A 23,015-nucleotide genomic window follows, 5' to 3' on the forward strand; every position below is an offset into this window, starting at 1 on the left:
CACGATAAACATAAAACTTAAAGTCGGTCTATAACAAAAAAGCACCAGTGATCTGATGCTTCTAAATATTGTGGGAATTACTGGGCTCGAACCAGTGACCCCTACCTTGTCGAGGTAGTGCTCTAAACCAACTGAGCTAAACTCCCGGTAAAAAAAAAGCATCAATCACTTGATGCTCTATGTGGAGGATACTGGGTTCGAACCAGTGACCCCCTGCTTGTAAGGCAGGTGCTCTGAACCAGCTGAGCTAATCCTCCGAGATTTTGGTGGAGAATACTGGGTTCGAACCAGTGACCCCCTGCTTGTAAGGCAGGTGCTCTGAACCAGCTGAGCTAATTCTCCATTTTTATCTTTTATCTTCTTTTAAGAACTAAGCGATCCCTTTCGGTGATTGCGTGTGCAAATATAGGTCTAAATTTTAATTTTCAAAATATTTAATCAACATTTTTCACCTACACGAACACAATATACTATAAAACAATCAGATAATTTTAATCATAGAACTTCCAAGAAACCCCAAATCTAAAATTAGCTGGGTTCATCGGGTACCTCCGTACCGTATAATAGCCTTTTGGGGCTAAATATTGATTTGTAAAATTACTACTCACAAACAAGTTTACACGTTGAATATTCGCGGTAATCCAAAAATCAACAATCGGGTATGTCGAAAATTCAATTCCCGTGTTGTCATAATAAAACTGTCCAGCGTTTACGGCATAAGAAGGACTTCTAAACGGAGTGTTAAACCGAACATCTGTACCAATTCTAAAATCCAGCACATTATACCAAAAACCACTATAATACAGGCTATGCCATGTATACAGTTCTGGAGTCATCAGTACCGCCATCGCATCGGATTTCTGATATACAACTTTATTATCCAATGTAAATTGTCCAAACTTAAACTTCTGTGCAGCAGTAACCTTCAGTAAGTTTAAACTCCCGGATTGTGTAGGTTCAATAAGTCTGTCTAGACGCTCATTATTATCCGGGTTATCAACTTCTTTAAAATACAGATACTTATTCATCAGAAAGTATTCAACTTTACCACTAAACCCTAACACCTTGTTACTGTACATAAAAGAAAGATTCTGCGTTTTGGTCTTATCAAAATCGTTTGACCATTGATGGTAAGTATAATTCATCCTATTGAATACCATCTCCGGTGATTTATTCTGCGTGTAAGCACCGAGTGAAATCACACCTATCCTATCACCTATGGCAATATCGGCATTTGCTTCATACAAAAAATCACCAAAATTCTTACCCACTACAATCTGATCTCCTGCCACTCTCACATCAATCCGGTCACTAAATTTGTAAGTCAACTCTCCTTTTACAGTACTATTCTGAAAGAAATCACTTGTCAGACTATCCTTATACCAGATGAGATCATTTTGAAAACCCACATTTAGCTTCGCTTCATTTTTCAATAACGATTTATTACGTAGATAGAAAGAATAAGTAAACTCATTGCTTATCGTCGTGATACTCGTCGTATCATTTACGAGCTCTGCATTTCCAAATGGGAACGCCTCGTTTCTGTCCGGCTCATTCTTAAAAAACGTGTATTTACGCTGCCTAAATGAAGAGTTATGAGCAATAGCATTAGTAGGATGGATTTCCATCTCCGGCTGTCCTTTATGTAGCGTATCTAATCGCCCTAGATAATACGACTGTCTTAAAAACAGGCCATAATCCGTCCATTTCGTATTGGGCCGATTCTTCTGTTGTCCAGTAAGGCGTACAGGGACACTATATAAAGCACCAACGTTAGGATCTCTAAACAAACTATCATTCGTTACTGAACCATTCTCTGTTGCATCCAGCTTATTAAATGTAAAGTTCGTGAGCATATTATAGCGCTTACTCGGCGATTCGTACCAAGAAAATACCGCTCCTTTCCGATCAGCGTAATTTTGATTCATGTAATACCCTTCCGTATTCGCCGCATGGTACTCTGCTCCTATATTCCATTGTGGATTTATATTCTGTGCTAATTTCGCTCTAAAAACCTGGTCATCAAAAAAGAAACCGACAGCATAGAGCTCTGAATACCTCGCTCTGGCACGATAATAATTCACAGAATCTGAAGTAATAAGATACCGCTCCAATCCATGAAAGCCAGGTTGAAAACCAATACGCTTGTCCGGAGTAAATAATAAGTCCCTTGTCGCCAATCCATAGGATCCGAGGTTTATACTTGGATTCCAAGGAAGGTTCTGCTTATTGAAATATTGAAAATTATGATGTGTAGTATCAATTTGCTTTGTATGGGTTGCATACTTTAACATATTTAGTGTCGCATAACGTACATACCTAGCCGAAAATACAACAGAGTCTTTTTTATTATCTTCTAGAGCCCTTGCAGAGTCCAAAGCACTACTAAATCCTTCTTCCTCCTGCGCGACCCCCTTGAAACTGAAAGCCAAGAACATAAAGACAATAAAAACACTACGTAGACTACTATTCATGAATATTTTTTAAATATACCTGCAAAAATAAAGGATAAATTAGACTTTACTGCATGCCGATTAATTCTTTTAGAATAGAAGTCATTTTTGGTTCCGCCTCAGCGGCTACCCGGACTATTTCCTGAAGCGAGACAGGTTTCAGATCCGTATGAAAGCCCTCATCAGTGATTACTGAAAGAGCAAACACTGGCAATCCCATATGATTAGCCACAATAACCTCAGGCACCGTACTCATACCCACAATATCCCCCCCTATAATACGCATATAACGGTATTCAGCTCTTGTCTCCAAGTTAGGCCCTAGGGTCGACACATATACGACCTTGTGTACTCTAGCCCCGAATTGAGCAGCAATTTTTAACCCTTGATCCACCATCACTCTATCATAAGGTGCACTCATATCTGGAAAGCGCGGACCGAAACTAGCATCATTTGCGCCACGCAGTGGATTATCGGGCAATAGATTGATATGGTCATCAATAATTCCAATATCTCCCTTTCTAATGTCAGGATTTAGAGAGCCCGATGCATTCGAAACAAATAACTTCTGAATACCCAGTGCTTTCATCACCCTTACCGGAAATGTTACCTCCTGCATACTGTACCCTTCATAATAATGCAATCTTCCTTGCATAGCCACCACGTTCCTTCCATTCAGCTTACCAAATATAAGCTTGCCAGTATGAAACTCTACCGTAGATATTGGAAAATTAGGAATATTAGCATACATGATCTGATGCACAACCTCAATCTCCTCGACCAGGCCCCCAAGTCCTGTGCCTAATATTATTCCGAACTCTGGTGTAAAATCTCCAATTTTGCGCCGAATTGAAGCAACTGTGTCGTCAATCAAATGATACATATCGTATAATATAACAGTTAATATAGAATAAAGATACTTACTTAAATCGAAGTTTCCTTTGTCATACACGTTATTTAAGGTTAAAAACAGACTAGCCTACTTTTAACTCGCTATAAAATAAAAAAACCTTCAAAAGAAGGCTACACTCGCCACCTTTTGAAGGTTTCTTACACCTCTAGACTTTGCAAACTATTTATGCGACAGCGCTTTTTCAGTGGCCTGTCCCGGCGATGTCATTAACAACAGTAGGAATGTAATCAATCCATTATGGATAATTAAATCCAACCCTATCACATAAGGGGTATATACCGAAATCACGTAAGTATTAAGGAAGAACAACAATAACGGTGATATAACACAGATGTAAGGCACCAATTTATCGTTTACAGCTTTCTTAGTTAGCATTCCAAAGGCAAACAAGCCTAATAACGGTCCATAGGTATAGCTTGCCGCAGTAAATATTGCATTTACCACCGAATCATTATTGATGAGTTTAAACACAAGTATAACCAATAGCATCACGACCGAAAAACCAAAATGCACATAATTTCTCTTTTTAACCAAAACTGGATCATTAGGATTCTCCTTCTTATTAAAGTTCAAGAAATCGATACAGTACGAAGTAGTCAATGCCGTCAGGGCCGAGTCTGTCGTTGCAAAGGTCGCCGCCGTCAATCCCATCATAAAAATAATTGCAGGTAATATCGCAAGATGGTTCAATGCAATTTCAGGATATAAGTAATCTCGTGTAGCGAGTGCCGAAATATCGATTCCATTCTTCTCCGCATAGATATATAACAAAGCCCCTACAGCAAGGAAGAAAATATTGATCACCACAAATACACTTGTAAACGTAATCATGTTTTTCTGCGCTTCCTTAATTGTCCCCATCGACAAGTTCTTTTGCATCAGATCCTGGTCAAGTCCAGTCATCGCAATAGTAACGAATATACCACCCAAGAACTGCTTCCAAAAGTTAGCTTTACTCCCTACGAAATCCTCCCAAAAGAAGATTTTAGAATAGGAGCTCTCTTTAACAGCTTCAAAAGTATCCACAATACCAAAATCAAGACCTTTGGCCATAAAATAGATCGAAAGAATAACCGCAGTTATCAAGAATGTAGTTTGAAGCGTATCTGTAACAATAATGGTTTTCAAGCCCCCTTTATTGGTATACATCCAGATAAGCACCAAACAGATGATTACGGTAACGGCAAAAGGGATATTCCATGCATCAAAAATAAAATGCTGCAATACGATAGCAACCAGGTACAGACGAAAAGCCGAGCCGATTGTTCTTGAAACCAAGAAAATCGCGGCTCCCGTTTTATAGGTCATATGCCCAAATCGTTCTTCCAGATACGTATAGATCGACGTCAGGTTCATTCTATAATACAGGGGCAGTAACACATAAGCAATGATTACAAAACCTACTGCATTTCCGAGAACAAACTGAAAGTAGCTAAAATTAGAAGCTCCTACCGCACCGGGCACCGAAATAAAGGTCACCCCGGACAATGCTGTCCCAATCATACCGAAAGCTACCATATACCATTTCGAATTGCGGTTTGCAACGAAAAAAGTAGAGTTATCGGCAGATCCTTTTGAGGTAAAGTGAGCCACTGCCAGCAAAACGCCGAAGTAGATCACTAAAAAAGATAATAAAATAATAGGTGACATAGTTTAGTTTTTAGAGCTGCTGTTTTACTTTAAAGGCTTCAATTGCTTTACGCACATTACCAAATTCTTCCAATAATACAGTCGCTGTATCTTCACTGGCGCCCGTTTCAGCCATTACCATCCGTACGCCCCTTGCAACCAACTTATGGTTAGAGAGCTGCATATCCACCATCTTATTCCCTTTTACTCTCCCCAACTGTATCATAACTGAGGTACTGATCATATTCAACACTAATTTCTGTGCTGTTCCTGCTTTCATTCGGGTCGACCCTGTCACAAACTCTGGCCCAACGATGACCTCTACAGGGTATTGTGCACGTGCTGCTATTGGAGAGTTCGCGTTACATACAATACATCCCGTTGCAATTCCCATCTCGTTTGCCTTTTCCAAACCTCCGATCACGTAAGGTGTGCCACCAGAAGCCGCGATACCAATCACGACATCATTTTCGTTGATCGCATACTCCTCTAGATCAATCCAAGCCTGATCCATATCATCCTCGGCAAACTCTACTGCTTTACGTATTGCAATATCACCTCCAGCAATCAAACCGATTACCCAATCAAATGGAACACCATAAGTCGGCGGACACTCTGAAGCATCCAATATACCCAGACGTCCACTAGTACCAGCACCGATATAAAATAAGCGGCCGCCCTTTTTCATGCGCTCAACTGCGACTTTCACAAGAGCTTCAATCTGCGGTATAGCTGCCTCGACAGCTAAGGGAACAGTCTTGTCTTCTTTATTAATATTATTAAGCAACTCAAGAACCGACATTTTGTCTAGGTCTTGGTAGTTAGAATCTTTCTCTGTTGTATTTATCATCGGTTCCGAAAATATAGTATCACTTGGTAACATTTCGTAAATATGCTACTTTTTTGAAAAACATGCAAAAAAACGCAATTATAATTTTTGCACCGCAACGAATTTAGACTTTTTTAGGTGAATCTCCTCAACAAATTCCTCATAACCACACTCAAAAGAAAACACATCACGAGAGCTTGGTTCATACGTCATTAATACCCTAACATCACAACTTTCCCATCCATCGTACTCACCACAATTTTATTTTTAAGTACCAAAGGAGGATTTACCATTCCATTGGATATCTTATATTGCCATAGGACTTCTCCCGACTTTGGTGAAACTGCGGACAATAATCCTGAGTGACTAGGAACAAACACCGCTGTATTATTACTATAAATTGCCGTAGGAGTAAGTTCGTAAGGAAGACGCAATCTAGCTTGCCAGTCGACCGACATACTGTCTTTTTCAACAGAAACGCCTATCAGATCGCCATCCATCGTCTTCGCATAGACCAGCTTACGATCTGGTGAAAGCCCCATCGATTCCCGAACTTTCAAATTTCCCTTCTTCTCTCTCCACACCTGTCTTCCCGACTTTAGATCTATTGCCGTCATAAAGCGATCTGGAGCCACAATAAAAACTCGACCAGCAGCTACAACAGGGTAACATGCCGCGGCTGAAAACATCCTATTCGTAGCACCACTGTTCCAGTCCCACACTTGCTTACCTGTTTTCATATCCAGCGCGTAAAAGCCATTCTCCCAGCTACCAAAAATGACTTTACCATCGGCAATAGTCGGCTTTGTCGACACATATCCTTTTACCTCGTCAAAACTCCATAACACCTTACCGTCCGAAATCCTTATACTACGAAACACCCCATCTGAACTACCGATATACGCATTACCATCACACACCGAAGCAGTACCTAATACCGCCTTAGCAGTTTCTACTTTCCATTTCTCCTCGCCCGTTTTGGCGTCAAGACCATAGATATAGTGATCAGAAGATCCCACAACCACTATTCCTTTATAAACTTCGGGCGTACTGTACACTTTACCTCCTGTTTTAAATGACCATAACCGCTTACCCGTATTAAGTGCCAACGCATACACCTCCCCTACTGTATTCGCAGTAAATACCCGTTTACCATCCGAACTAATCCCTGTTCCAATATCGCCATGATCTTCATATTCCCATAGCAGCTTAGCTTTCGTAGTCGCATTTACTGCATAGGTGGGGCGAGGGTAAGTATCACCATAATTTACTTTTTTCAACGGAAGCTTGAGCCAATAATCCTCAGTAACAAGATCAGGTTTGCGAACCTGAAAAAACACAGAGTCACCTGCTATAGTCACGATATTATATCCTCCCACATTCTCTTTTGCCCGCAGGTTAGACCGAGCCATTACTCCCGGGATATCATCCCAATTATAAAGCTTATTGATATGTCCATGTCCACACAAGGCTAACTGTACGTTCCGTTGTTGCAATCGATCCACCAGTTCGAACCAATTGTTCAATGACGAATCTAGTGGATAGTGATTTATGGAAATCAATGGTTTATTCTGATCAGGATTCGCTTTAAATACAGAATCAATCCACACCAGATTTTCACGCGGAACCTGCCCCGGACTCATCCGCATATTAGGCCCCGAGGTCGTCCCTATAAACTGATACCCTTTATGTTCGAAGAAGAACGTCTCACCACCAAACACCTTGCGAAAGGAATTGGCTCCGCTTTCGGACCAGTTGCTATCATGATTTCCTGGTATTATATACAAAGGCAGCTTAAGACCATCCAATATCTGTTTAGCCAAAGCCAGTTCCTCATCCGAGCCAAACTCAGTCACATCACCGGACAGAATCACAAAGTCAAGCCCTTTTTGTTGATTAAGGTCTTCTACCGTTCGTCTCAGGTCATCCGCTCCTGTATGTCCACCCACATGTGTATCCGTCACCTGAGCAAATTTAAACGGAGTTTGGGCATACAGATCCCATAGGACTGAAAAGGAAAGGAAAACTAAAATAAATGTATATTTCATAAAATAAGCTTCAATAAAAAAGAGCCTGATTCAGTTAACTTCATCAGGCTCTCTCAGTTTCGAAAAACTACTTCTTCTCTATTGTCTCTGTCGCTTTACTTTCAAGATTATCAATATTGATAGTAGTGACACAATAGAAACCTTTCTCTGTTACATCAATCTTCGAATCACCTGTCACCGCAACAACCTTACCAACAGCTTTCAGGTCGGCAAAATGGTAGACCACGGATTTTTGATTAGCACCTGTTACCGTCCAACTCAGCTGTCCCCCATTTAAGACTACGTTTGTTGGCGTAGTAGGCTTAGGCGCGACTTCGCGTCCGGCAAAAGGCATAACCGCATTATGGGCATAAAGCTCCGCTAACTTATCCGTAATTTTAATACGATTAGCTATAACGTCTCTTACAGAATACATTGCAGAACCCACGGCATATTTGTTCTTGCCGACCAACTCAAATTGCTTTGTCAATTGATCTACATTTTGAAACGCAGCTCCACCGTCACTAGCTCCGAATTTATAATAGCCGTGACCGATTACCAATTGAGACTTTCCTCTGAACTGTGTCCAATCTGCAAGGTTTCCCTCAAAAGGATTTGAGGAGTTACCTATCTCTTGGTACAATTGTGGCATCAAAATATCCACCCAACCAGCGGCAGTCCACTTTGGAACATCCGCAAACATTGTATTAAAATTATAAGAACGGCTTGCCGCAGGAGAGACAGAGAAAACGACTTCAGGCTTAGTGGACACAATGGTCTTATATACACCTTCTATGGCCTTATCTACGTTACCACGCCTAAAGTCATCTTTTTTAGTATATCCTGCACCATATTTCGTAAAATCGGCATCATCATTATAAGAAAAACCCGAAGGATAAAAATAATCATCAAAATGAACCCCATCTACCGAATATTTTGTAATCAGATCTTTCACAATATCATTCAGTCGTTGTCTTACCTCTGGCATTGCAGGATTATATATTCTTATTGTGGGTAAATCTATAGTCCATGCGGCCGGAATAGTCGATGGCAATGAAGCGAAAGCGTCTGTTGCTGCGGCCCTTGTAGAAATTCGATAGGGATTCATCCATGCATGGAATTCCATACCCCTTGCGTGTGTCTCGTCGATCAGGAATCTCAGTACATCGTAACCAGGATCTACACCACGTGTACCCGATATAGCCGCCGACCAAGGCTCATAAGGCGAATTATAAAATGCATCGGCCATACCCTTTACCTGAAATATAACTGTATTAAACTTCAATTCTTTTAGGCGATCTAACATCGTGATATATTTCTGTTTTTGAGCAGCTTCTCCACGTACACCAGGCCAGTCCAACTCCCATACGGTAGCAAACCAAGCGGCACGCATCTCCTTTTTAGGAAAAGCTAATCCCGTAGACACTGGAGGTTCAGGATCGGGTGTAGGTTTACCTGGAGAAGGTGAATCTTTCCCACAACTAGTTATCAATAAGAGTAGAATACAATAAAACCCTAATTCCTTTTTAACTCTTTTCATACTTATATAAATTGCTTTTATCTGTCATTTTATTATTCTCACTCATTAGAATGAAACAATCCAAAGCAAGAGAAAGCTCTCCTTCTCTTGCTTTATAAATTAATTAGTCATCGGAAGCAACTTTTTTAGGAAGCTCAAAAAATGTGAAACCAGCATCTAAAGTAGAAACGTAGATTAATAATTTTTCATCCTTTCCTTCTGAATCCTTAACCACATGCCAACCGGTTTGGGACGCGGGGTTGATATTCACAGGTCCATCTAAGCTATAAGAAAGTAAAGGTCCATCAGATGAAGCGTCCAAAATTCTTAAGGCTTCTTCAATCGTAGAACCTCGAGTTACATCATACACCTGAAAAGCGGTTCCTTCTTGGCCGGTACGAGCGGCTGTAACCCCCATTATATATCGCTCTCCATTAAATTCAACCACACGCACATCACTTAAACGGGTTGGATATTTAGTTGCAGCATAGATCACATTCGCCTGCTCTCCAACAAGCCTAACAACAGCATCGTGCCCAGTAAAGATATATTGGTTAGAACTAGGAACCTTATTAAATGATCCCCAAGAACCAACAGATGCTAAATTTGTCAAAAAGAATGTCGGATCAGAAATTGTTGTATAGCCTGTAACTTTATATTTAAGAATTCTCAAACCTCCATTATCAATAAAATAAATATCTCCATTTCCACTATTATCTAAGTTAATAGACATATTATCTCCAAAACGATAGGAAGCTGGCGTAAAAGCGGCAGTCGTGGTATTTAGAATTACATCCGCAGGCTTAGTAGGATCTGTCCAGTGATAAATTTTCAAGGGAGAAGTATTTCCTCCTGAAAGTGATGCGACATAGATATGTCCATTTACAATTGCGCCTGAATGGGCGACAAATGTACCACCGGTAATCCCTCCAGTAGGGTGAACTAATTTTATCGGTGATATAATGTTGTTTTTTAAATCGCTGACCTTTAACACATGAACGTTAGCATCTGTAGCAGGATTTCTATCAACGACTAAAACGTACTCTCCAGAAAAACCAGTTCCCCTTACTAACCCTCCTGTAAAACTAGCATATTTAGGATTACCGGCTGGATTATTGGAATAATCATATGTAATAGCACGTCCAAAATCCGCTCCGAATACAGGCACCTTCAATCTCAATTTTGCAAAGTATTCATTGGTTCTTGGGGTATTTACAACTTTCAATACAATTGTACGTTCAGATTCGCCCTCCTGAAATACGACTTCATAAGCATCCTTTTCAAGCTTTGCACCTGACGATGCTTGAATTTCAAACCTCAAATCATGAAAGTCTGTTTCCGGGTCTATTCGAGGAAATGAAATTTCCTTTTTATCATGATTTATCACTCCTTGCAATTCTACGTTTTTATCAGCCCCGACCCCTACTAAACGGATAGATTCTAATGTCGTAAGCTTATCACTTGAATCTAAAGCTCTGGGTAGATCATCTTTACAGGATGTAAGGATAAATGCAAAAAGCGCACTTAAACCTATGATTCTCTTTAATATTTTATTTACAATTTTCATAACTTTTGTATATATCATCAACAAAAAGGCACAACTTTTAATACCATCCTTCAGTTTGCTTTAACTCATACCCCTTGGTTGTATAATCATTCATTTGATTAAGTCCAACTGGCTGCAAATATGGATTCAAATTGGGTTGATTCAAAAATGGAAGCCTCCCCTTTGTTGTAGCGTACCTAAAAAAGCCTACCAACGATCCTCCGTTCGAACCATTATATATAGTTTGAGTTCCGTTCAACCCTATTGTTGTAATAACCCCAACATTTGCAGGTTTCAATTCTCCTGCCAACTCGGCAGAAAAATCAACCCATCCACCAGAAAGCAAGTCAGGATTTGATTCTGTATCTAAATATTCTATTTTAGACCATCTTCTTAAATCTGCAAGTCGCGACAATTCAAAAGTGAATTCCATTCTTCTTTCTCTACGAATCTCCCATAATAAAGAAGAAACAAGAGGATCTCGGGTAGGATCATTTGGCAAATTATCTAATTTCAAATCAGCAGTTCTAATCACCCCACGGGCGGCGGCTTCTGTTGCGATAGGCCTACTTCTGATTTTATTTATAGAAATGTCAATATCCGACTGAGTTACAGTTGCCCCACCAATAGTTGCCAATTCAGCTTTTGCTTCTATCCAATTAATTAGGACTTCTGAATAACGCAAAACCGGGTAATCAGTCTCATTATTCGCTCCTTTAAAAGCATCATTTGGTGCTAGTCCATCAACTTTAACCCTTTTCTCTTCTGCTCTCGGCAAGAATTTAGTCACATATATCATTGACGCCTTATTCAAAGGCTCGGCCTTACTATAGAAAGTTGCTTCCAATCGAGAGTCACGTGTTTTTATTAAATTTGTGATATCAAATTTACTTGCATTAGCCAAAGCTGAATGTTGATAAGGTTGCCCATCAGCACAAATGTAAGCCTTCAACAAGTCCGTAGTAGGCCCAACAGCTCTTGACTCAACTAAGTTACTATTCGAAGCGACTGAGTGGGTTACAGACAAAGACGCATCGTAAGCTCGATACAAAATCACATCCCGGTTTGCTTTCGAAAGATCATCAGAAGTAAATAATGACTTATAATCCAACACAATACCGTAATTACCACTATTTATCACAAAATCACCTGCTTCAACAGCTAGATCCAAAAATTTACGTGCTCTTTCTGTATTTTTATAATAGTATTTTTGCCATGTAGCCTCTTGTAAAGCTATTCTTGTAATAAATCCAGCAACTATAAATTTATTTACCGTACGAACTCCGTCATTTAGCCTCACATTTTCATACGCATATACTAGATCATCATAAACCGCATCCGTTACCTCATTACGTGATGTACGTGGTTTATATATTTCATCCAGCTCATTCGCTAGGATTTCTCGGTCATAATAAGGGATATCGCCATAAGTAGTAGCAATATCTGCATACTCCATTGCTCTAAAAAAGCGGCCAATTCCCAACCAATGAGCTTTTGCTTCACTACTCAAGACACTTGGACTTGCATTCTGTACGCGATTTATGAAAATATTGATAGAACGTATATTAGAATAATCCCAAATACTAGAGTTTGGAACTGCCCTTGTGATATTTGCTTGATTACCCAAAGAAATCACATCATCACTATTCGTGTTACTCAAAAGAGGTATTTGACCCGAGCTATACCCACCAAAAAAATCGGGATAGTATTTATTAGCATAAAGTCTAAAATTATCTTCAGTCACCCAAGCCGTTTCGTCCGATTCTGTCGTTAAAGGCCCTCTATCTAAAAATTTCTCACAACTACCAAGCAACAGTATACTCGTTGCTAAAAGTATTTTATATGTATTTTTCATATTAACTCATTAATAATGATTAAAAACCAATCTGCACTCCTGCAGAGGCTGATTTGAATGCAGGATTACCCACACTAAGCCTACCACCTCCATAGCCACTATCTCTAAGTGGTGAAACTCCAGCAATAGACTCTGGATCAATTGGAAGCCCCCTCAAATTATCAAATGAAAAGAAATTTTCTAGTGAAACAAATACTCTAGCATTTTTCATTTTCACTCTATTCATTATTTTTTCAGAGACATTATAACCAAATGTGATATTTTTAATTTTCACGTATGACATATCTAGCATATAACGAGATTGTCTTTGCATAACGTAACCTGTTGGGTCAGCGCCTAAAGATTTATCTAAGTTCCATGCTCTCGGATAAAAAGCGTCAGGACGATCAGGCCGCCAATAATCAGACGCAATAGCTAACGGCATCGCCCCCTCTTTCACACTATAACCTGGAATTGACAACTGCCCATCACCCCAAACGCTACGCTTGCCAACACCTTGTACGAAAACTGACAAATCAAATCCCTTATATTCTGCGGCCAATCTAAAACCGTACTCATAACGCGGCGTACTATTACCGATAACGACCAAATCTCCTGGTTTACCATTTGTATTAGATCCATTATCAATAAAACCATCACCATTTACGTCAACAAATTTAACGTCACCAGGGCTAATCATCATAACAGAACCTCCATCTTGAAAGTGTGTTTGGTAAACAGGATTATCACCTTTCAATACATTAACAGTCTTAGCGCTTCCATTTCGGATAATAGTAGTTGTTTTAAAGTTACCTGCATCATCGTAAACAAAATCTTCTACTTGATACAATCTATCCGTTACATATCCATATATATCGCCATATCTTCTACCCGTAGAAAAAGTCGTACCTAAACTCCTATTCTCCCACGGAGTATTCCAATCTGCCCCTTTTGTAGTTACTGAAACAGCATCTGATATATTAGCGTTAACAGACAGCCGCAAACCATTATCAAATAAGTGCGAATAATCTAATGCAAGTTCCCAACCACGGGTTCTTAAATTACCAAAATTCCCTACTGGCACCGAAGTTCCTAATGTTGCGGCCACACTTTCACCTGGAATCAACATATCTTTAGTATAGCGTTGGAATAGTTCAGCAGTAAGTCCCAATTTACTGTTAAAGAATCTAAAATCAGCGCCAATATTACTATGCTCTATCCTCTGCCAAGCAATATCACCTCTTACAGCTCCAGGAGTTCCTAGCTGATAAACTTTATCATCTGTATTTCCAATCCAAGTATTCTGACCAACAGCCATCTGCGGTATATATAATGCATTCGAAACTGATTGATCACCAATTGATCCCCACGATCCTCTTAACTTTGCAAAGCTTAAAATCGGGCTTAAAGACTCCATAAATTTCTCATTAGACAACACCCATCCAGCAGAAAAAGAAGGGAAAGTTTGCCATTTTAGATGCTTTGGAAATTTAGAAGAACCGTCACGTCTCAAATTTGCCTCAAACAAGTATTTATCCATGAATGAATAATTTAAACGTCCAAAAAAGCCAACTTGAGAATCCCAAAAGTTAGATCCAGAAACAACATTTTCACCTTGAGCCCAATTAAACTGCGGATTATGACTATTCATTAAAAAGCCATTTTTACGCGCCAAACTGCTGACATAATCATAAGAAACAATATTTGTCCCAACCATAAATTTAAATGCATGAGCTTCATTTATATCTAAGTTATATGTAGAGAACGCATTAAAAGTGTGTCTTTTTGATTGACCATTAAACCTACTTACATATGTTTTATCAGGCTTGGTATGACTTGCCATTGGAAACTCCCACGCTGGAACACCTCCATTATCTGTAGGCACGCCCGCTTCATCCACATATATTCGATTACCAAATTCATCATTCAAAGGAACGACACCATACCATGTTTCCTTCCCTCTAACTAATGGTACAGAGGAATTCGTCATGTCATTCTGGGCATTATAAGAATAGTCCGCTATAATATTCCATTTGCTCGTAAGATCTATCGTTGTCCCCAAATTTAGGTTGATAAATCTTTTGTTGTCAACAGCGGTTGTCGACTCCCTTGCTGAAAAAGCTGGGTCAATAATATCTTGCCCATTTTCCTGAACTCCAACGGGAAACAATCGAGACCAACGGTATAAGTATAACCATGGATCTGCCGCGAAACCTGATTCATTAAGAGAATTAGGATAACGTTTTCTCCCCTCAGCATACATGACCCCTCCTCTCATTGTCAAATAATCATTTACTTTTGAAGAGAGACGTAACGAAGGATTCAAACGCATATAATCATCATTTTTTGCTGCCTTCATCATTCCCTGCTGTCCGACATACCCCAAACTCATATTATAATCCGTATTCCCCGCTTTTCCATTCATTGATAAATTATGCATATGAGAATGTGTTTTATCACGAATCATTGCATCTACTGGATCGAACAATCGTACACCAAACTTTTGGGTTCCATCCCAGTACCAATCTCGATTATAAACAAGAGGATCATTAGCTCCAACTGTCTCTCCATAAAGTTCTTTCCATTTCTTTATACGCTCTAAGCTTGTTCTGTCAATACGCCAAAAACCTCCTGCAGGACCAGATTGCTTCATATTTTCGTGCGCATCCAAAGTATACTCAACACCCTCAATTCCAGCTAATTCTATTTTTTTAAATGGAGACTGTAAAACAAAATTATTATTATATACTACATCCGTTCTTTCAGATTTCGCTCCTTTTTTTGTTGTTATCAAAACCACACCAAAAGCTGCTTTCGACCCGTAAATGGATGCAGATGCGGCATCCTTTAAAACTGTTACGGTTTCGATATCGTTAGGATTTACGAACTGTAAACTTGGAACCTCCACGTTATCGACCAGAACCAATGGCGCTGCTGAACCATTCACAGATCCAACCTGTCCACGAATTCGCAAAATCGGATCTGAACCGACTTCTCCGGAAGGGATACGAATATTCAAGCCGGGAATAGCACCTTGCAACCCTCTTGCTGCATCAGGTATAGGTCGATTCCCAAATACTTCATCTGCTTTTACAGAAGAAACCGCACCCGTTAAGTGAGCTTTCTTTTGTGTACCGTACCCTACTACTACCACTTCGTCCAATGAATTGTCGTCTAATTCCAGATTGACATTAATTGTATTACCCGAAACTTTTACATCTTTTGAAACATACCCAACACTAGAAAAACGCAAAGTAGCTCCCAATACTGCCGTAATCTTAAACTTACCGTCAGCATCCGTAGTCACAGACCCAGGTACACCTACGACAGAGACTGTTACCCCAGACATAGGTCCATTTGCATCAGATACAGTACCTGTTACCGTATTCTGAACCAACCTATTCGCCGAATAGGCCGTTGCTGCAGCTAGGTTGGAGGAGTTCGACACCTTCGAAGCCTTCGCTTCTACAGATGTCACCACCAGCCCAAATGCAAGAGAGAATAGTAAAGTATTTCTCATATTTAGCATATTAAAATAATTGTTTACGTAATCATAATTCAGGATAGTCTACTTACCTAAAAGCAGACCATATCCCATAACCTTATTCAAAATCTTTATAGAGCAGATACTTCTTGCGCATCTCCTTATATTCGGTCAATTCCTGTTGCCAGGAAGCTATAATTTCATCTTCGGTTTTGCCAGCAATAATTTGCTTTCTTAATTCGTCTGTACCTGCCAGTTTATCAAAAAACTCCGCTCTGGTAAAGAATTTCGATTTATCTGGCATCTTCTTATAAAAGTCTAACACATACTTAAGGGTAAATGTTTGCTTGTCCGCATCCAGATCACGCAGATCCAGTCCGTACATTGTTTGCCCTTTTCCCTCTACATGCTTCTTCATACCCGCCTTCTCTCCCGGTGTATAGTGGAAATCGCCATAAACAGGATTGTCGTATCCCACGACCTGAAAAGGCCACTCCGTACCACGTCCCACAGAAATCTCCGTGCCTTCGAAAAGACAAAGTGAAGCATACAACCTTACAGAAAGGTGGTTCGGCAATGATGGAGATGGAATAACCGGTAAATCGTACATTTTCGAATGATCCCAGTTTTGTACCGGCACAACAGTAACCTTACATTGACGTCCCTCTTCCAGCCACTTCTCTCCATTAATCATATTTGCCAGCTCCCCTATTGTGAGTCCATGCACCATCGCAATTTTGTGGTAAGAGACATTCGATTTAAATTTATCATCCTTACGTACCGGTCCATCCACTTGATCACCACATGGATTCGGACGATCCAATACGATGAGTTCCTTATTATGTTTAGCACACAACTCCATCACCCGATGCAATGATGTGATGTAGGTATAGAATCTTGCACCCACATCCTGTAGGTCAAAAATCATTACATCAATCGATTGCACAATGGAATCCTGCTTTTCATTCCCTCCGTACAATGTATATAAGGGCAAACCAGTTTTTGCATCTTTATCATTACTGACTTTTTCGCCACGTTCAATATCTCCACGAAAGCCGTGTTCTGGAGCGAATCCAAATTTCAAGTTCACCTTTTCACGCAACAATACATCCACAAGGTGTTCGTTATCAAGACCTAACACTGAAGTCTGATTCCCCATTAACCCCACTCTCTTTCCTTCCAACAAAGGCAAATACGCTTCCAGTTGATCAGCGGCGGGAACAATTGCCTTGCTTAATTCAGCGCTCACCACAGGCTTTGTATCTCCACTGACATTACTTGACTTTGGACCACTACAGGCTATCAAAGCAAAGCCCAGACACAGTGAAAATCCAAGCTGTAAAAATTTTATATAAACAGAATTGCTCATCTATAAACTTGCGTTATTATCAATAATCCAGATTAAATCGGATAAAAATAACATAAAAAACGCACAATAAAGCAATTAAAAGCACATGCAAGACAACTAAAAGCGTTTTCGATACACAAAACTGCATAAAACCGTATACACATCGAAGTATTCCGCGACGAAAACCTATGGTGTTTTCAAGCGTTAAATAATGTTAAATCATCATTTTACCTTTATACACCTATAAAACAGTGTCAAACGAACACTATATTGTAACATTTAAGATACAATAAAAGAACAAATAACCCCCAGTCCAATACAAAAAGAAAAGACCTTGCATTTTCATGCAAGGTCTCATTCATTCAAAACGTATCTTTTCAGATTACCATCCTGAGTTTTGTGTTAATTCCGACCCGTGATTTTTATATAATGTAATCTGGTCTAAAGGAATAGGATCTAAATAATACTTACTCGATACAGTTCTCTTGGTTTTGTTCGAAGGAATAATATATCCTTCATTTGTACCATCGATAGTAATACCGTTTAGTTTTTCCGGCGCATAATCTGCTTTCACAATATACGCTCCCCTGTTTATTGTAGGATTCTTTTCTGTATCTGCATAATCCAATTTCGCCCAACGACGAAGATCATCTAGCCGCAATCCTTCAAACATCAACTCCGTACGGCGTTCTCTTCTGACCTCCCAAAGTAGCGCAGAGACCGTCGCATCACGAGCTGGGTCGTCATATACCTGACCATTTACAGCAGGCTGATTTCCCAGTACCTGCAGTTTTGCTACAGCTACACCTTTTCTCGCCCGTAGTAAATTTATAGATTTATCTACAGCCGCCTGATCCAGCATGCCCAATTCAGCTGCTGCTTCGGCGTAATTTAATAACACCTCGCCGTAACGAATTATTGGCGCATCTGTAATATTTAACTGACCCGTTCCCACTTTTTGATCCTTAAGACTTTCGTTCAGAAACTTACGAGTTGCATATCCAGAAACAGCATAGTTTGGAAGCGCGTTCATCATTCTTAATTGAGGAACAGCAGTCTGCCCCATACGTCCATCACGGTCAGCAAACAGATCAGCAATGTTTTTGTCTCCTTTGTAAAGAGGCGACAATCCAATCGGAAGACCGTCTGCCATCAAGTAGCTATCCATAGCATTTTTGGATATACCCGCCTGCGGCTCCAAATTGTTAAAGGACATTAAACTATGTTGCAACACACCATCAACATATTCTTTAAACATGATGATTTCCGTGTTACCTTTCAAAGATTCTGAAGTAAACAAGCCTCTATAATCAGAAGCAAGAGAGAACGCTCCGCTTTTCATCACTTCTTCGGCAGCCCATTTTGCGGCCTCCAGATATTCTTTAGCCTTCGTTTCATCTATCTTATGATACCTCAACCAAGTGCCTTCGAAAAGAAATATGCGAGACATATAAGCCAGTACGACATATTTATTAACAGCCTGTTGGCTAGGTCCGTCCGTAGGACGTACATACTGCGCTGCAAATTTAAAATCTTCCAGCACCCTGTCCATTACATACACACGTGAATCGCGTTTCCTATAAAGATCAGGATCTGTCTCCGAAAGTACACGGTCAATGTACGGGACATCTCCAAATTTATTCACGAAACTAGCATACTCCAAGCCTCGGAAAAACCGACCTACGCCCAACCAATGATTCTGTACATCTTCTGCCAATTTCGCAACAGGCACACTCGCTATAAAGTGATTGGCCTTGCGTATACGAGAATAATAGGAACTCGCAGTAGCAGGAGTCTGGTTAGTAGGTAACGCTGGAGACCAACCTCCACCAGAAGTAGGTATATTCTGCGTAAATTCTGTGACGATATTTTCAATAGGGGACGCTGGCGTATGATCATCATTGATAAACTGCCCCGCAAAATAGGTCCCCCAACTGAACCCCTTACCATAACCTTTAAAATAGTAGTTATAGAAGCCGTAAGTATAGGTACGGATATTGTTTTCTGAAGACCAGAATGCCGGATCGGTCAATTGGTCGATAGGATCTTTTTCTAAGAACCCATCTCCTAGAAAATCTTTTGAACAGGACGAAAAAGACAACGCACCTGCTAAAGCTATATATTTAAATATTTTCATGTCTAAAATGTTAATTGAAGTCCTAGTGAAAATGTTCTGCGGTAAGGGTATGATCTACCAAAAGTGTTAAGATCACTCTTAGCCTGCTCTGTATAATCTGTTTCCGGATCGATAGGAACCTTCAAATTATCAAATTCCAATAAGTTTTCACCTGAGAAGAACACTCTGAATTTAGAGATTTTCGCTTTTTCCAATACCGAGCTTGGCAACGAATAACCAAACGTCAAGTTTTTCAATCTCAAATAAGACATATCCAACAGGTATCTTGTCTGCGGCATATGATTCATCGTGGTATTACTCTGATTTTGATTCGTCGGCCTGTAATAGAAAGCATTCGTATTTTCCGGTGTCCAGTAATCCATCTGATGCGAGTACCAAGCTTCAGCAGGTCTCCATCCCGGTACAGTCAAATCCCCCCCAACCCAAGCATCTCTACGCGCAACACCTTGCAAGAAAAATCCAAAGTCAAATCCCTTATACTCAAAATCTGCACGGAATCCATATTGGTACCTTGGATTAGAATTACCAATAACCCGACGGTCTCCTGCATCCAAAACAGTACCTTCGCCAACCCCAATCACGCCATCGCCATTCAAGTCCTTATACTTCACATCACCAGGACCGAATTTAAATGTAGTTGTTTCATAATAAGATTGCGAAGGGATACCTTGTTTCAAGGTATAAGAACCGTCCGCATTTTGGTTAAAGTCATCAACCTGGAAAAGGCGATCTGTTTCATATCCCCAGATCTCACCAATCATCTTCCCTTTATAATCATTAGATGTTCCGTCCGCTTTAACGAGTCCGATTCCATCAAATTTACTGATCTTCTCCTTGTAATCTGACAATTGACCAGACAAACGCATGTTAAGACCATTATTGAAACTATGGTTATAAGCCAACTCCAATTCCCAGCCATTCGTCTGCATCTCTCCATGGTTACGCAATGGCGAAGGAGCGCCAAAGTTAGCAGACAGGACCTCACCACCTGTGATCAGGTCAGAAACAGATCTTCTGTAACGATTGAACGTCACATTGAATTTATTGTTAAAAAATGCAGCATCTACACCGATTTCCTTTGTCGTAACAGTTTCCCAGGTTAGGTTTTGAGACACTATCGAAGGTGTTCCCATTGTATTCTGATTGATTCCACCTACAACCCAGTCAGAGTTTGCTTGCGCCAGAGTAGACAGATACAAACCGCTCGGCACCGTTTGATTTCCTACACTACCCCAAGAACCACGTATCTTTAAGAAATCCAGATAAGGTTTCGACCAATCCATAAAGTCTTCCTGTGAGATTACATAACCCGCAGACATCGCTGGGAAAAAGCCCCATACATTGTCTCTGTTGAAACGTGAAGAACCATCATATCTAGCCAGCATCTCGACAATATACTTGTTCTTATAATCGTAGTTAACACGGCCAAAGAAACCTAAAGTAGACCAATGCGAAGCTCCAGAACCCGTTGTCATATCACCATTCGCTAGCCCTAGCTCTGGGTAATTCGGATCTAAAAGCCCCAATCGTTGACCCCAGACTTCATCCTTCTGGAACAATTCAGCATTAGCTCCAGCCATTACTTTAAAGTTGTGATCCTGGATACTTTTGTCATAAGTTGCATAAATATTCGCAACATGTCTATCCGTCATCTTGCGATCTTTCCTAGCACGGTTGTGAGCTGCTCCTGTATAAGTAACATAGTCAAAGTTGGTTTTATTCCAAAAATCCCAACCTGTCACCGAACCTCCATTGATATTATCCTTATTTATAAACTGTGAATACGTATAGTCTGCATCCAACGTTAATCCTGGCATAATCTTCGCCTGCCCTCCAAAGGTAAAGCGCGCCATATTAGAATTCTTCGAATTCATGTTTGCCTGCTGTACATCAGTAATAGCATTACGCATAGGCAATCCATCTATCGTACCATAAGGGAAGTTACGCTGCCAGCGGTATAGGTAAAATATAGGTTCGAAGACATCCCCGTTATAAGAATAAGGCTTACTTACATCCGACGCCGTATACAACACCTTGGCATAACCTGTCAACCAATCGGTAATATCCGCATTGATCCCAAGATTAAAGTTATAACGGTTGAATTTATCTGTATTATCCTTCAAAACCCCTGTCTGACTGATCAAGCCAAATCCAGCATTAAAGTTAATCTTTTCTGATCCTCCAGAAATACTCAAGTTATGGTTCTGTTGTGGCGTATATTTCTTCATGAACATATCCTCAGCATCCCACGAACGGTGAAAATAAAGGAATCCATCTTTCACCTCATAGTCACGCCCTTTAACCATTTCTAAGCCTAAATCTTGTCCACCATACAATCTTTCCCATTCTTCCATCTTCTCGATAGCATACTCATCATAACGTGTGCCCAAGTTATTATACCCTGTCAGCGAAGGATTCGTCCTTTGCATAGCCAAAAGGCCTGCTCTAGCTCCTTCTGCCGCACCGGCAATTTGTGGTGTAGCACTCAATGACTGAAGCGCAAAGTTATTAGAGTAATTTATCGCAGTCTTTGTATTACGCTTACCGGACTTTGTCTTGATCAGGACTACCCCCCAGGCTGCTCTTGCTCCATAGATTGCGGCCGAAGCATCTTTGATCACAGACATACTCTCAATATCCGTCGGGTTTATCATCGAAAGACTAGGCACTTCTACTCCATCCACCAAAATCAAAGGAGATGCACCACCATCTGTTTTCAACGACCCACTTACACCACGTAGACGGATCTTAGGATCTCCGCCCAAATCTCCACTGGCTGTCGACACTGACAGTCCTGATACCGCACCCTGCAACGCCCGTCCAACATCAGTCACCGGACGTGTTTCAAAAGTCTTCTTCGTATCGACCGTAGACACTGCTCCGGTCACATTCGTTCTCTTTTGAGTACCGTAACCGACAACAACAACTTCTTCCAACGCATTGTCTTCCGACACCAATACAACATTAATTGTATTCTCACCTACCTTTACATCTTGCGAAATATAACCGATACTGGAAAAACGCAATGTAGCACCTAATGTAGCTGAAATCTTAAAACTACCGTTAGCGTCGGTCGTTGTAGCTCCAGGAACTCCCACCACCGACACCGTAACACCTGCTACAGGTCCATTTTCGTCCGATACAGTACCCGTTACTGTATTCTGGACCAACCTATTTGATGAATAGGCCGTTGCCGCAGCAAGATTGGATGGACTCGAGACTTTCGAAACCTTCGCTTCTGCCGTCGTCACTGCCAATCCCAATGCGAGAGAGAATAATAATGTACTTCTCATATT

Annotated in this window: 12 protein-coding genes and 3 tRNA genes; all 15 read right to left on the minus strand. The window is 40.4% G+C overall.

What is annotated here, in order from left to right; translation table 11 throughout:
* Positions 1–71: 71 nt before the first annotated feature.
* Positions 72–146, minus strand: a tRNA-Val gene (locus tag JKG64_RS21495).
* Positions 147–182: 36 nt separating this feature from the next.
* A tRNA-Val gene (locus JKG64_RS21500) sits at positions 183–257 on the minus strand.
* 7 nt (positions 258–264) lie between these two features.
* Positions 265–342: transfer RNA gene (locus tag JKG64_RS21505), tRNA-Val, on the minus strand.
* Between the two features lie 149 nt (positions 343–491).
* Positions 492–2,474: a putative porin gene (locus JKG64_RS21510; RefSeq protein WP_210356330.1), complete on the minus strand. Its 1,983-nt coding sequence runs from the start codon at positions 2,472–2,474 to the stop codon at positions 492–494.
* A gap of 46 nt (positions 2,475–2,520) precedes the next feature.
* A complete protein-coding gene (locus JKG64_RS21515) occupies positions 2,521–3,336 on the minus strand; it encodes a purine-nucleoside phosphorylase (protein ID WP_210356331.1) in 816 nt (271 codons plus the stop codon).
* A 189-nt stretch (positions 3,337–3,525) separates the two neighbouring features.
* Complete coding sequence (locus tag JKG64_RS21520) at positions 3,526–5,016, minus strand: sodium:solute symporter (RefSeq protein WP_210356332.1); 1,491 nt, start codon at positions 5,014–5,016, stop codon at positions 3,526–3,528.
* Positions 5,017–5,026: 10 nt separating this feature from the next.
* A complete protein-coding gene (gene murQ / locus JKG64_RS21525) occupies positions 5,027–5,845 on the minus strand; it encodes an N-acetylmuramic acid 6-phosphate etherase (RefSeq protein WP_210356333.1) in 819 nt (272 codons plus the stop codon).
* A 191-nt stretch (positions 5,846–6,036) separates the two neighbouring features.
* Complete coding sequence (locus JKG64_RS21530) at positions 6,037–7,872, minus strand: outer membrane protein assembly factor BamB family protein (RefSeq protein WP_210356334.1); 1,836 nt, start codon at positions 7,870–7,872, stop codon at positions 6,037–6,039.
* Positions 7,873–7,939: 67 nt separating this feature from the next.
* On the minus strand, positions 7,940–9,391 hold the full coding sequence (locus tag JKG64_RS21535) for a glycoside hydrolase family 10 protein (RefSeq protein ID WP_210356335.1): 1,452 nt from the start codon (positions 9,389–9,391) through the stop codon (positions 7,940–7,942).
* 103 nt (positions 9,392–9,494) lie between these two features.
* A complete protein-coding gene (locus JKG64_RS21540; RefSeq protein WP_210356336.1) occupies positions 9,495–10,937 on the minus strand; it encodes a DUF4623 domain-containing protein in 1,443 nt (480 codons plus the stop codon).
* A 37-nt stretch (positions 10,938–10,974) separates the two neighbouring features.
* Positions 10,975–12,771, minus strand: a complete 1,797-nt coding sequence (locus JKG64_RS21545) for a RagB/SusD family nutrient uptake outer membrane protein (protein WP_210356337.1) — start codon at positions 12,769–12,771, stop codon at positions 10,975–10,977.
* Positions 12,772–12,790: 19 nt separating this feature from the next.
* Complete coding sequence (locus JKG64_RS21550) at positions 12,791–16,270, minus strand: SusC/RagA family TonB-linked outer membrane protein (RefSeq protein ID WP_210356338.1); 3,480 nt, start codon at positions 16,268–16,270, stop codon at positions 12,791–12,793.
* Positions 16,271–16,352: 82 nt separating this feature from the next.
* Complete coding sequence (locus tag JKG64_RS21555) at positions 16,353–17,603, minus strand: exo-beta-N-acetylmuramidase NamZ family protein (RefSeq protein ID WP_210356339.1); 1,251 nt, start codon at positions 17,601–17,603, stop codon at positions 16,353–16,355.
* Between the two features lie 361 nt (positions 17,604–17,964).
* On the minus strand, positions 17,965–19,719 hold the full coding sequence (locus JKG64_RS21560; RefSeq protein WP_210356340.1) for a RagB/SusD family nutrient uptake outer membrane protein: 1,755 nt from the start codon (positions 19,717–19,719) through the stop codon (positions 17,965–17,967).
* A gap of 2 nt (positions 19,720–19,721) precedes the next feature.
* The gene (locus JKG64_RS21565) at positions 19,722–23,012 is read right to left on the minus strand and encodes a SusC/RagA family TonB-linked outer membrane protein (RefSeq protein ID WP_210356341.1); all 3,291 of its coding nucleotides are present in this window, start codon (positions 23,010–23,012) and stop codon (positions 19,722–19,724) included.
* Between the last annotated feature and the right edge of the window lie 3 nt (positions 23,013–23,015).

This window comes from Sphingobacterium tabacisoli (assembly GCF_017908035.1).
GTDB classification, from domain to species: domain Bacteria; phylum Bacteroidota; class Bacteroidia; order Sphingobacteriales; family Sphingobacteriaceae; genus Sphingobacterium; species Sphingobacterium tabacisoli.

What these genes read in the sequence shown, in the direction of transcription:
- JKG64_RS21510 (WP_210356330.1), bottom strand. Translation starts at nt 2,474, where the DNA reads ATGAATAGTAGTCTACGTAGTGTTTTTATTGTCTTTATGTTCTTGGCT.
- JKG64_RS21515 (WP_210356331.1), bottom strand. Translation starts at nt 3,336, where the DNA reads ATGTATCATTTGATTGACGACACAGTTGCTTCAATTCGGCGCAAAATT.
- JKG64_RS21520 (WP_210356332.1), bottom strand. Translation starts at nt 5,016, where the DNA reads ATGTCACCTATTATTTTATTATCTTTTTTAGTGATCTACTTCGGCGTT.
- murQ (WP_210356333.1), bottom strand. Translation starts at nt 5,845, where the DNA reads ATGATAAATACAACAGAGAAAGATTCTAACTACCAAGACCTAGACAAA.
- JKG64_RS21530 (WP_210356334.1), bottom strand. Translation starts at nt 7,872, where the DNA reads ATGAAATATACATTTATTTTAGTTTTCCTTTCCTTTTCAGTCCTATGG.
- JKG64_RS21535 (WP_210356335.1), bottom strand. Translation starts at nt 9,391, where the DNA reads ATGAAAAGAGTTAAAAAGGAATTAGGGTTTTATTGTATTCTACTCTTA.
- JKG64_RS21540 (WP_210356336.1), bottom strand. Translation starts at nt 10,937, where the DNA reads ATGAAAATTGTAAATAAAATATTAAAGAGAATCATAGGTTTAAGTGCG.
- JKG64_RS21545 (WP_210356337.1), bottom strand. Translation starts at nt 12,771, where the DNA reads ATGAAAAATACATATAAAATACTTTTAGCAACGAGTATACTGTTGCTT.
- JKG64_RS21550 (WP_210356338.1), bottom strand. Translation starts at nt 16,270, where the DNA reads ATGAGAAATACTTTACTATTCTCTCTTGCATTTGGGCTGGTGGTGACA.
- JKG64_RS21555 (WP_210356339.1), bottom strand. Translation starts at nt 17,603, where the DNA reads ATGAGCAATTCTGTTTATATAAAATTTTTACAGCTTGGATTTTCACTG.
- JKG64_RS21560 (WP_210356340.1), bottom strand. Translation starts at nt 19,719, where the DNA reads ATGAAAATATTTAAATATATAGCTTTAGCAGGTGCGTTGTCTTTTTCG.
- JKG64_RS21565 (WP_210356341.1), bottom strand. Translation starts at nt 23,012, where the DNA reads ATGAGAAGTACATTATTATTCTCTCTCGCATTGGGATTGGCAGTGACG.